This window comes from Pantoea sp. CFCC18179, assembly GCF_059412405.1.
This window is the reverse complement of sequence record NZ_JBNBPM010000003.1, coordinates 371,975-384,095: the sequence shown is the minus strand read 5'-3', so window position 1 is coordinate 384,095 and position 12,121 is coordinate 371,975. Positions and strand designations below refer to the sequence as shown.

The window sequence follows — 12,121 nt, the reverse complement described above, 5'->3', positions numbered from 1 at the left end:
TCTCTCCTGCATCACTTTTCACCTCAGTTTACTAAACAGTGTTTACTAACTTCTGTGATGCTCTCGCCATCCTGTGCACGGTCATTGCTCTAGAGTTCGTCCTCATCAAATAACAATAACCCTCATCACCTCGAAGAGAACTTACAATGACAACATCACCTGCAAAACATCCGTGGCTGATCCGCCTCGGCATTCCACCGGCGCTGGCTTGGGGCTACGTCGCTGTGCTGTTATTCATGATTGGCGATGGCGTGGAATCCAACTATCTCGCGCCCTATTTGCATCAAAACGGTTTCTCACTGAATATCGCCGCTGCGGTCATCGCCTTTTATGGCGTCACCGTGACGCTCGGTTCGTGGCTGGCGGGTTCGCTTTCTACGTTGATTGGTCCACGCAAAGTGATGCTGGCGGGCGGCCTGATTTGGATCGTGTTTGAAATATTGTTTCTCGCCATTGCGCTGCCCTCGCACAGCGTGTTGCTGCTGGCGTTGACTTACGGTTTGCGCGGCATTGCTTACCCGATGTTTGCCTATGCTTTTTTGGTGTGGATTCAAGCGGCAGCTCCCGCCGATATGCGCGGATCTGCCACCGGCTGGTTCTGGCTGGCGTTTACCGGCGGATTACCGACGTTGGGTTCGTTGGTGGCAATCTTCTCCATCCAGCTGATTGGCGAATACGCCACCTTCTGGCTGTCGTTAGGTTTGGTGGCGTTGGGATTGCTGGTGATGTTGATTGCGCTGAAAGAGCGCAGCGGCTATCAATCGCTGCTGGACGATCAACATCGCCAACAAGGTGTTGCGCGCACGCTGATGGGCGGCATCGATATCCTGTGGCGTGAACCGCGCATCGCCGCAGCGGCAGTGGTACGCATCATCAACACCACGCCGTACTTTGGCTTCTTCATCTTCCTGCCGGGCTTTTTCACCGAACAAATCGGCTTTACGCAAACCGAATATCTCAGCCTGATCACCATCATGGGATTAGTGGGGATGAGCTTTAACCCGATTGTCGGCAAAATCAGCGACCGCATCGGCTGGCGCAAAGTGCTAACGGTATTTGGCGGGCTCGGTTCAGGCATCTCAATGCTGTTGATGTATTTCGTGCCGCAGTGGAGCCACGGCAGCTTTGTGCTCAGCGTGATCTGCGCCTGTTTGTACGGCATCACCTTGTGCGGCTACGTTCCGGCGGCAGCGCTGTTCTCTTCACTGTGCCAGCCGAAAGATAAAGGCAACGCGATGGCGATTTACTGCTTCGCCGCCGGACTTTCCACCTTCTTCGGACCGGCGTTATATGGCGCTTTCAACGCGCTGTTCGGCACCTCCGGCGTGATTTGGGGCTATGCGCTGCTTTATTTAATTAGTGCCATCGTCTCCTGGTGCTTCCTGCTCAGTCCGCTCGATCCGGGTGAACAACACAATCCCGAGGCGCAGCGTCTGCGTCGTTTAGATTCCGTTACTTCAGAGTAAAGAGTGAATAATGAAAGAGTTTGATTACATTGTGGTCGGCGGTGGCAGCGCGGGCTGTATCGTCGCCGCCAGGCTGGTCAAAGAGGGCAACGCGCGCGTGCTGCTGTTGGAAGCCGGTCGCGATGAATATCATCCGGTGCTGAAAATGCCAGCGGGATACATGAAGTTCCTCGCCAGCGATAAGTTTCTCACCATGCATCAAACCGAACCGCAACCGCAGCTGAATGGACGCGGCGTGATTGTGCCGCAGGCGAAAGTGCTGGGCGGCGGATCAACGGTGAATGCGATGGTGTATATGCGCGGACATCGTCAGGATTACGCCGACTGGAACAGCGCGCTCAACCATCAAGGCATCGACTGGTCGTGGGATGCGCTGCTGCCGCACTTCACCGCCATCGAAGATAACGATCATCTCGGCGCGCCCGATCACGGGGTTGGCGGGCCGATGAAAGTGTCTCATCTTGGCCACTTCAGTCCGCTGAGCCGTGCCTACGTCAAAACCATGCAGGGTTTGGGCATTCCCTACACGCCGGATTTCAACACCGGCAATCCGTTTGGCGTCGGATTTATGCAGCACACCATCAATGGGCAAACGCGCCAGCGCTGTAGCGTAGTGGATGCGTTTATCAATCCGCTGCGCGAGGATGCGCGTTTGACGATTGCCACCGGCGCACAGGTTGAAGAAATTCTGTTCGAAGGTGCTAACGCCGTCGGCGTGCGTTACCTCCAGGATGGGCATCCGCAACAAGCGCGGGCGCGCAAAGAAGTGATCCTTGCTGCCGGAGCGTATCAAACGCCGAAGCTGCTGATGCTTTCCGGCATCGGCCCACAGGAACAACTTAAGCAACATGGCATCGCATTGCGTCAGCATTTACCGGGCGTGGGCAAGAATTTGCAGGATCATTACGAAGTGCCGGTGGTCGCCAGCACCAACGGCGCGTTTGGCTATTACGGGCAGGATCGTGGCTGGCCGATGATCAAAGCGGGTTTGCAGTACATGCTGTTCAAAACCGGGCCAGTCACCACCACCGGCGTCGAAACCTGCGCCTTCTTTGATCCGCTGGATTTGAACGCCACGCCAACCATTCAAATGTTCTGCGTGCCGACGGTGTATCTCGATCGCGATGTGATGGGTGCCGATCCCGGCCACGGCGTCACGGTTAACGCATTGTTGTTGCGACCCAAAGCCACCGGCGAAGTGACGCTGCGTGACAAAAACGCCAGCAGCTTGCCGATTATCGACACGCAAATCTTCGGTCATCCCGACGATTTAGCGCGCACGCTGGCGGGTTTCCGTTTTGCGCGCAGCGTGATCGCCGCCGCGCCGATTCAGGAAATGGTGCAACAAGAGATCTTTCCCGGCGCAGAAATCACCTCAGATGAAGCCATTACCGAGCACTGTAAACGCATGGTGAAAACCGGTTATCACCCGGTCGGCACTTGCCGTATGGGCCACGATGACGATCCACTGGCGGTGCTAAGCGCTGATTTGCGCGTGCGCGGCGTGCATCGCCTGCGCGTGGTGGATGCGTCAATGATGCCCAATATCATCAGCGGCAACACCAATGCGATTGTGATGGCGGTAGCACATCGCGCCGCTGAACTGTTGATGCAGACTGAACAAATCGACGCCAGGGAGCTTGCTTATGAGTGACAAATTGATGCGCCTGCAACAGGCATTGGCTGATTGGCAACTGGACGGCGTGCTGTTGACGCGACGCGATAACATCGCCTGGCTAACCGAAGGTGCCAGCTATTACGTGGTGGAGCGCGCGGAAATCGGCGTAGCCAGTTTGCTGATCACCCGAGACAAGGTGTTGCTGATAGCGCCCGACAATGAACTGCCGCGTATTCTCGCCGAAGAAACGTTGCCATTTAGCTGCGAGACGCGCAGCTATGCGTGGTTTCAAACGCTGGAGGGCGTGTTACCGCCAGGCAAGTTCGCGAGTGATATGCCGCAACATGGCATGTCCGATGTTCAGTTACAGATGATTAATCTGCGCCAGGGTTTAAACACGGTTGAGCAGCAACGATTCCGGACTTTAGGCCGTGAAGCCGCACATATCGTGGAACGTGTTGCGCGCCAGTTACGCGCTGGCGTAACGGAATGGCAGGTAGAAGCCGAGATTGCTGCCGCCTGCCTTGCACGGGGTATTCGCCCAATGTGCACCTTAGTCGCCGCCGATGAACGCATCGCCGCATTTAAACATCCGGTTCCCACAGAGAAAAAGCTGCAACGAAAAATGCTGATTACGCTCGGCGCGGAGCGGCAAGGATTGCACGTTAGTCTGACCCGTTTAGTGCACATCGGTGAACCTGATGAAGCACTGCGCCAGCGCCATCAGGCTTTATGTGAGATTCATGCTGATATGCTGTGCGTCACACAACCAGGACGCCAGTGGAAAGCCGTATTTCAGTCGATTGAGCAAGCTTATCAAACGCATGGCTACGCCGACGGCTGGCGCGATCATCATCAAGGTGGGCCGGCTGGCTATGGCTGCCGCGATTGGATTATCACGCCCGAAACTCAAGGCGAAGTGCGGAGTGAAACGGCTTTGGTGTGGAATCCCACCTTAAGCGGCGACAAGAGCGAGGACACTTTCTTACTGCACGCCGAGGATTATGAAGCGCTCACTCGCACCGCCGATTGGCCGCTAATTAGCGTGCAGCGCGGCGAACACACATGGCAGTTTGCCGATTGGCTGGTGTTGCCGGCATCTTCATAAGGACGCGATTATGTCTCAACGATTACGCAATAAAACCGCGATTATTACCGGTGCGGGCAGCGGCATTGGTAGCGCGATTGCCCGCTTGTTTGCCGAGCATGGCGCACGCGTGGCACTGTTTGATCTCGATACACAAAACACCGAGGCGCTGGCCGCGCAATTGCAACAGCAAACCAGTCAGCGCTGCATCGCCTGCGTTGCTGACGTTACCGATCCCGACCAGGTGCAACGCGCAGTTTTGACCGCGCAACAGGCGCTGGGTGAGATTGATATTCTGATTAACTGCGCAGGCGTCAATGTGTTCCGCGATCCGCTGGCTTTGGAAGATGCAGAGTGGCAACGCTGCATGGAGGTCAATCTGAAAGGGCCGTACAACCTGATTCGCGCAGTGCTGCCGGGCATGTTGGCGCGTCAATATGGCAACATCGTCAACGTCGCCTCGGTGCATGGGCAAAAAATCATTCCCGGCGCATTTCCCTATCCGGTGGCAAAACACGGCTTAATCGGCATGACGCGCTCGCTGGGCGTGGAATATGCCAGTAAAGGGATTCGGGTGAACAGTATTTCTCCGGGTTTGATCATGACGCCCGCCGCTGAAGCCTGGCTGGCAAGCTGTCCAAATCCGCAACAGGAGCGCGACCGACAAGCGGCATTGCTGCCGTGCAAACGCATTGGTGAACCGCAAGAAGTGGCTTACACCGCACTGTTTCTCGCTTCCGATGAAGCACGCTTTATTAACGCTAGCGATATTTTGGTGGATGGCGGGCGCAGTCAGGTTTATCACGAATAAGATTGTAAGTTGCTGCCATCGTTGCCGATGGCAGCAGATTGGGATTATTTATACACCGTCGCCGTGCCCTGCACTTTATCTTCGACGCGTGCCGAGGTGATCACGTAATATTTACCGCCCTTCTCATCGGCCAGTTTTGATAATTCTTCCTTGGCATCATGAGGATCGGTGAAAGTACCCGAAGTGGAAACGGTGCCAACTTCAGTATATTGTTTTGCTTCCTCTTTAGTGATTTCCTTGGCAGCCATTGCGCCCGCAGAAACAAAGAAGAGGCTTGCCAGTACCAGGGATTTCGTCATCATGCTTTTCATCATTTACACTCCAGGGGTTTTATTTTGGCGGTAATATCATTCCCAAATGATCAATTCATTGGGTATGAATTTGTGAGCACGTCTCAGAGACATTTGCTCAGTTATTGCTGGCTGAAATCAGGGCAACGGATGGTATTCAATATCTGCTGATACTGATCTTTTTTACCGGCTTTCAATGCCGTCGCCGCCGCGCTCAACTGGTTATGATTAACTTCGCTGTTAATAAACACCGATTTCACTTTTTCATCAGGAACGGTAGCGGGAATGTCGCACTGCACGCGCAGATCTTTCACCAGCACTTGTTCATTCAACGCATAGGCTAAATTGTCATAAGGCGATGCCGTTGCAGTCAGTGCGGTTAGCAACAGCGGGAGCAATACCAATCGCATCTTCATATCTCTGAGCCTCTTATTCAGCGGAAAAACACCTTGCATTTTCTCTAAACGCAGGGCATTGGCTTATGGCGTCACAATATTGAACCAGAACTCAAAGTTATCCATATAACCCAGCAGTTCATCGACTTTCGCCGCATCGCCGCCGACTTTCACTTCGCCTTTATCTTCAGCTTGCTTCAGCGTTTCATCTTTCAGAATGATTTTGTTCAGCGTGTCGCGATTGAGCGTAAGCGTGGCGTCCGGTTTATCCGCCTGGATATTGGCGGAATGGTTCAGCACGCCATTCTCCAATTCCAACTTGTATTTGCCGCCGTCATCGCCCAAATCGACGTTAATCACCGCTTTGGCATTACCGGCTTTCTCGCCGTTGATATGCACCGCGAGGAAGTCGAAGAACATTTCTGGCGTCATGGCACGCACCGTATCCGGGCTAGCAGTATTCGGCGTTGGCAGTTTCTGCACGCCGTTACGCAACTCTTGTGCGCCGGTGAGGTAGAAGTTGCGCCACGGACCCGATTCCGCCTGATAACCTAACTGCTCCAGCGCATCAGCTTCTAAATCACGCGCCGCTTTATTTTGCGGATCGGCGAATACCACTTTGCTCACCACTTGCGCTACCCAGCGATAATTACCCTGATCGAAGTCAGTTTTGGCTTTCTTCAGGATGCTGTCGGCACCGCCCATGTATTCGACAAATTTCTTCGCCGCTTCTTCCGGTGGCAATTCATCCAAGGTTGCCGGGTTGCCATCGAACCAGCCGAGATACAGCACGTAAGTGGCTTTAACATCGTGACTAACCGATCCGTAGTAACCACGGTTCGCCCAAGTATTTGACAGACCAGCCGGTAGTTTAAAGTTGGCGGCGATTTCATCACGCGTTAGGCCCTGGTTGGCCATACGCAAGGTTTGGTCATTGATGTAGCGATAAAGATCGCGTTGCGTGCGCAGCAATTTGTTGACGTTGTCATTGCCCCACGTCGGCCAGTGATGCTGCGCGAGAATGATTTCGGCCTTGTCGCCCCACAGATTGATCGCGTCATTAATGTATTTCGACCACGGCAGCGGCTGGCGAATTTTCGCGCCACGCAATGAGTAAGTATTGTGCAAGGTATGCGTCACGTCTTCTGCGGTCTCGATGATTTTCTTCTCTTCGATGTACCACAGCATTTCTGACGGCGCTTCCGATCCCGGCGCCATCATGAAATCGTAGGTGAGACCATCGATGGTGCGCTTCTCACCGGTTTTGGTGATGTAATCGGTTGGCGCAATCAGTGTTACCGTACCGGCTGAGGTAGTGGTACCCAAACCGGCACCGACCTGACCTTTTTCATCGGCTTTTAGCAAGTTACCGTACATATAACTGGCGCGGCGACTCATCACGTTGCCGGCCATAATGTTCTCGGAAACCGCTTCTTCCATAAATCCAGCCGGCGCATAGACTTTCACTTTGCCTGATTTCACATCCGCTTCGTCAATGACGCCGCGCACGCCGCCGTAATGGTCAACGTGGCTATGGGTATATATCACCGCCACCACCGGCTTTTTGCCGCGGTTTTTGTAATATAAATCCATACCGACTTTGGCGGTTTCAGCAGAAACTAACGGGTCAACAACAGTAATCCCTTCCTTGCCTTCAATGATGGTCATATTGGAAAGATCGAGATTACGAATTTGATAGACGCCATCAGTGACCTGGAAAAGTCCGCTGATATTAATCAGCTGCGATTGGCGCCATAAACTGGGGTTTACGCTGTCGGGTGCTTTTTCACCCTCTTTGATAAATGCGTATTGTTGCGGATTCCAAATAACATTGCCGGATTCACCTTTAATAACCTCTTGCGGCAGCGCGGCAATAAAGCCTTTGTGCGCATCGGCGAAGTCAGTTTTATCAGAGAACGGTAATTGATTATATAACGCGTCGTTGGCGCTTTTGGTCGCCGCAGCAGCATCTTTTCTGCTGTCATCTGCGGCGTGGGTTAAGGTGATTGATCCTAGCGAAGCGGCAAGCGCCATGCATACTATCAGCGGTTTCAGTTTCATGATGATCCTCGAAATGTACCTTAAACGAATGAATTTAAAGCAAATAAATTTCTTTATAAGCCTGTCAGAAGTGGATCCCTTCCCCTGACAGGAAGTACATGGCGAAATGGATGAGAACTGAAACATTTCGAAGTAAACTTAGCGCAAACTTTACGTCTGACAACTTTCCTATCGCTAATTGCAGATCGAAATGCCATGAAATTGCGTTAAATTGGTTGTTTGATCTGCCGTTGCAGCATTATTTTTTCCGCATATTTTATGGGAGAAACTACAGTTAATTCAGCGCCTAAGATGCATTTCATCAACATCTTTGATAATGGTCGAATGTGATCTGTAACGCGAAATAAAAAATTTAATCTGGCACTGATTTAATTGATAAAAAATTGAACGGTTATGCTTGAATGCATTAAGTAAACATTGCAGATGCAAAAGGGAGTTTGACCTATGTTAATTAATCCCGAACACGACAAGCGCGAGTTGTTGATGACACGCACCGGTTGTGTGTGGTTTTTATTTCTTAACATCGCTTTCTCGCTTTATTTGATCATGCGGCACACGTTCCACGAAACCGCGCAGGTAAATACCCATGCGGTTTTATGGCTGAGTTTGGTGGTTTTGGGCTTTTCATTTTGGAATTTGCTGCTAACGGCGATTATTAGTCGTCACGGATTTTTTGTTCGCCGCAGCTTATTATTAATCAATATGCTGTTGTACGGGATTATCTGGGCATTATTACTGCATACGCTGTATAAAACTTTTGCCACTCACGAATTAATTTTCCTGATGTCTTTATTAATGATTTTCGCGGCAACGATTGCTTTTCACCTCTCTGCTGCGCTGATTGCCGCATTCACCCTTCCCGTCGCGCTTATTGTTATCGGTGAGGTGATTGTTTTAGGCATGAAAGCGAATCTATTTATGCTGTTCTCGTATGGGGTGGCGCTATTGATTGTGTTGTCATCACGCGTGGTGTTAATGGAATGGTTTCGCAAATCGCAAGAGAGTGAAAAACAGAACAATCTACTCATTCAACGACTGACCGATCTTGCCGATCGCGATGGCCTTACCGGTCTGGTGAATAAGCGTTATCTGCGTGAATATTTTCAGCTTAAAAGTGCGCAGAACGCGTTAAACCGCGCAGCGATCTATCTCATCATGATCGATGTCGATTTTTTTAAAGCTTACAATGACCTATACGGCCATCTCACGGGCGATGAGTGTTTGAAACAGGTGGCTGATTGTATTAAAGCCTCCATTCGTGGTGAATCCGATTTGGCAGTGCGTTTTGGTGGCGAAGAATTTGCCGTGTTGTTGCTGGCAACAGACAAAGCTGGTGCGCTGGCGGTGTGCCAACGTATTCAGCAAAACATTGCCGATGCAGCGATTGTTCATGCAGGTTCTAAGGTTAATCAACATGTCACGGTCAGCCAGGGCGTGGCGCATCTGTATAATGGTGCATCGCTGGATGCATTAATCGCAGCCGCCGATCAGCAGCTTTATATACGCAAACAGCATGGCCGAAATGGTTATAGCGTTGCTGATAAATGAACGCGGCATTTATGCTGATCGCCAGCATGGTCAACTTGCTGCAATAAAAACACATTACCGTTGTGTTACCGCTAAGCTTCTTGCCTGAAGCCATAACGCGGCATTTCAAAATCAGGAGTTTGCATAGATGTCTGAAAATCCAACTATCGCGCTGATTGGACCGGGCGCGATTGGCACCACCATTGCGGCAGCATTGCATGAAGTGGGCCGCACCCCGACCATTTGTGGCCGTACCGCACATGCGCAACTGGAATTGCGTCACGACAGCGGAAAAATCATCGTTCCCGGCCCAGTGCTGAGCAATCCGGCTGACATTGCCAAACCATTTGATCTGGTGTTCGTGGCGGTGAAAACCACCCAGGTTGCCGACACCGCGCCATGGCTGGCCGCATTGTGTGATGAAAATACCGTGGTGTGCGCACTACAAAATGGTGTTGAGCAGAAAACACAACTCGCGCCGTATGTGAACGGTGCGACGGTGCTGCCTTCGGTGGTGTGGTTCCCGGCGCAGCGCGAACCGGATGCTTCTGTGTGGCTGCGCGAGAAGCCGCGCTTAACGCTGCCTGAAACACCACAGTCCAAGCTGGTTGTGGCCGCGCTGCATGATACGCGCTGCGCCGTCGATCTCTCGGCTGATTTTATTACCATCGCCTGGCGCAAGCTGCTGCAAAACGCGGTGGCAGGATTGATGGTGCTGGCTAATCGTCGTGCAGGCATGTTTCAGCGTGACGACATCACCGCGCTGGCGCTGGCTTATCTGGGCGAATGTTTGACGGTGGCGCGCGCTGAAGGTGCTGCATTAGCCGATAGCGTGCCACAGGAGATTGTGACGCGTTTCCATCAAGCACCGCTGGATTTGGGTACTTCAATCCTTGCCGATCGCCAGGCCGATCGTCCGCTGGAGTGGGATATTCGTAACGGCGTGGTGCAGCGTCGTGGGCGCGCGCATGACATTGCCACGCCGATCAGCGATGTGATTGTGCCGTTGTTGGCGGCCGGCAGCGAAGGCCCAGGTTAATATTTGTAGGCTCGCCATTTATGGCGACCTCCAAAATATCGTTAATAAACACCAGGTCACCATAAATGGCGACCCTACGATGTTAATCGTTTTAATTTTGTCCGTTAATTCCCCTTTCTCCGCCGCAAACTTGCGTCTCGCTAGATTGTTTACTAGGGTTTGCGCTTCTTCAGCCTCTTATAGCTTTCATTTCCATTCATGAAATATCGGCTGCGAAAGCTATAAGATCGCGCCAAATTGTCTCATGGGAGGTTTATGAGCAGCGAAACAACAACCCGTACATCCAATGATTTAACCGTGGATGACATTACCGTTATCGACAACAAATTACTCAAGCGCGCGGTGAGCGCCGCGGCGTTAGGTAATGCCATGGAGTGGTTCGACTTCGGCGTATATAGCTATCTCGCGGTGATCATCGGCCAGGTGTTTTTTGCCGATGCCAGCGCCGCGGCGCAATTAATTGCGTCCTTCGGCACCTTTGCCGCGGCGTTTTTAGTGCGTCCGATTGGCGGCATGGTATTTGGCCCACTCGGCGATCGTATTGGTCGCCAGAAAGTGTTGGCGCTCACCATGATTTTGATGTCGATTGGGACGTTCTGCATTGGGCTGATACCAAGCTATGCCAGCATTGGTATCGCCGCGCCAATTCTGCTGCTGTTGGCGCGCCTGCTGCAAGGTTTCTCGACAGGCGGTGAATATGGCGGAGCCGCCACCTTTATCGCGGAATACTCCACCGATAAACGCCGTGGCTTTATGGGCAGTTTCCTTGAATTCGGCACACTTGGCGGCTATTTACTCGGTGCCAGTTTGGTTACGGCGATGATCGCCTTCGTACCGCATCAATCGATGATGGATTGGGGCTGGCGTATTCCGTTCTTCCTCGCCGCGCCATTAGGTCTATTCGGCTTGTATATCCGACTCAAATTGGAAGAGACGCCGGCGTTTAAAGATCATATGGATAAGCGCGAAGAGATGGAACATAACAAGCCGCGTTTGAGCGTGTGGCAAATGCTGCGCGACCAACGCAAACCGCTGATGAAATGCATCGGTTTAGTGCTGTTGTTCAACGTCTCAAATTATATGCTGACCGCTTACATGCCGAGCTATTTAACCGGCATTCTCGGGATGAGTGAATTATCCGGCCTGCTGTTGGTGATGGTAATTATGTTCATCATGATGCCCTTAACCTTAATGTGGGGACATTTCACCGACCGCATTGGTCGCCGTCCAGTGATTGGTTTAGGGGCGTTAGGATTATTATTGCTGGCGGTTCCAAGCTTTATGCTGATTGGTTCCGGCAATATGTGGTTGGTATTTGCAGGTTTAGCGATTCTTGGCTTATTGCATACCTGTTTCAGCGGCACCATGCCTGCCACGTTACCGGCGCTGTTTGTCACCGATATTCGTTACAGCGCACTGGCGATTGGCTTCAATTTATCGGTTTCGCTATTTGGTGGCACCACGCCATTAATCACCGCGTGGCTGGTTGATACCACGCACAATAATATGATGCCGGCTTATTACATGATGGGCGCAGGCGTGATTGGTTTGCTTACCGTGCTGACCTTGAGCGAAACGGCTCAGAAACCATTGAAAGGTTCATCGCCAGCGGTGGCCACCCAAGCCGAAGCGCATAAGTTGATCGATAAATTGCGTAAACGTAAGGTGAAGCACAAACCAGCCTAGCCTTTCGTAGGGTCGCCATTCATGGCGACCTCATTCCTCCCTCTCTCCAGACAATTTCCGAAACCCTCCGAGACGCGCCAGAAAAAGCCAAATTATCGACTATGCTCAGTTTTCCAGTGTCCTTGCGTAGACTAACGAGGC

Annotated in this window: 10 protein-coding genes; 7 read left to right on the top strand and 3 right to left on the bottom strand. The window is 52.1% G+C overall.

Annotated elements, in window-relative coordinates; translation table 11 throughout:
- Nucleotides 1-146 precede the first annotated feature (146 nt).
- Genes ACPUC7_RS09360 through ACPUC7_RS09345 form a run of 4 tightly spaced genes read left to right on the top strand, consistent with a single transcriptional unit; the run spans nucleotide 147 to nucleotide 4,982 of the window.
- Nucleotides 147-1,466: an MFS transporter gene (locus ACPUC7_RS09360; protein ID WP_494922702.1), complete on the top strand. Its 1,320-nt coding sequence runs from the start codon at nucleotides 147-149 to the stop codon at nucleotides 1,464-1,466.
- Nucleotides 1,467-1,476: 10 nt separating this feature from the next.
- A complete protein-coding gene (locus ACPUC7_RS09355) occupies nucleotides 1,477-3,120 on the top strand; it encodes a GMC family oxidoreductase (protein WP_494922701.1) in 1,644 nt (547 codons plus the stop codon).
- Complete coding sequence (locus tag ACPUC7_RS09350) at nucleotides 3,113-4,192, top strand: M24 family metallopeptidase (protein WP_494922700.1); 1,080 nt, start codon at nucleotides 3,113-3,115, stop codon at nucleotides 4,190-4,192. The genes ACPUC7_RS09355 and ACPUC7_RS09350 overlap by 8 nt, the downstream gene beginning before the upstream one ends.
- A gap of 10 nt (nucleotides 4,193-4,202) precedes the next feature.
- On the top strand, nucleotides 4,203-4,982 hold the full coding sequence (locus tag ACPUC7_RS09345; protein ID WP_494922699.1) for an SDR family oxidoreductase: 780 nt from the start codon (nucleotides 4,203-4,205) through the stop codon (nucleotides 4,980-4,982).
- A 44-nt stretch (nucleotides 4,983-5,026) separates the two neighbouring features.
- On the opposite strand, the gene ACPUC7_RS09340 is transcribed toward ACPUC7_RS09345, so the two are convergent.
- The 3 genes from ACPUC7_RS09340 to ACPUC7_RS09330 form a co-directional block, all read right to left on the bottom strand.
- A complete protein-coding gene (locus ACPUC7_RS09340) occupies nucleotides 5,027-5,293 on the bottom strand; it encodes a YdgH/BhsA/McbA-like domain containing protein (RefSeq protein ID WP_494922759.1) in 267 nt (88 codons plus the stop codon).
- Between the two features lie 101 nt (nucleotides 5,294-5,394).
- Nucleotides 5,395-5,688 carry a YicS family protein gene (locus ACPUC7_RS09335; protein WP_494922698.1) on the bottom strand — a complete coding sequence of 98 codons (294 nt, stop codon included), beginning with the start codon at nucleotides 5,686-5,688 and terminating at the stop codon, nucleotides 5,395-5,397.
- Between the two features lie 63 nt (nucleotides 5,689-5,751).
- Nucleotides 5,752-7,728 (bottom strand): alkyl/aryl-sulfatase, encoded by a 1,977-nt coding sequence (locus ACPUC7_RS09330; RefSeq protein WP_494922697.1) that lies wholly within the window; start codon nucleotides 7,726-7,728, stop codon nucleotides 5,752-5,754.
- A 444-nt stretch (nucleotides 7,729-8,172) separates the two neighbouring features.
- Between ACPUC7_RS09330 and ACPUC7_RS09325 the strand changes: the two genes are divergently transcribed.
- From ACPUC7_RS09325 to proP, 3 genes are all read left to right on the top strand, one after another.
- A complete protein-coding gene (locus tag ACPUC7_RS09325; RefSeq protein WP_494922696.1) occupies nucleotides 8,173-9,276 on the top strand; it encodes a GGDEF domain-containing protein in 1,104 nt (367 codons plus the stop codon).
- 127 nt (nucleotides 9,277-9,403) lie between these two features.
- Nucleotides 9,404-10,294: an oxidoreductase gene (locus tag ACPUC7_RS09320; protein ID WP_494922695.1), complete on the top strand. Its 891-nt coding sequence runs from the start codon at nucleotides 9,404-9,406 to the stop codon at nucleotides 10,292-10,294.
- 255 nt (nucleotides 10,295-10,549) lie between these two features.
- Nucleotides 10,550-11,980, top strand: coding sequence for a glycine betaine/L-proline transporter ProP (gene proP / locus ACPUC7_RS09315; protein WP_494922694.1), 1,431 nt, complete (start codon nucleotides 10,550-10,552; stop codon nucleotides 11,978-11,980).
- Nucleotides 11,981-12,121 lie beyond the last annotated feature (141 nt).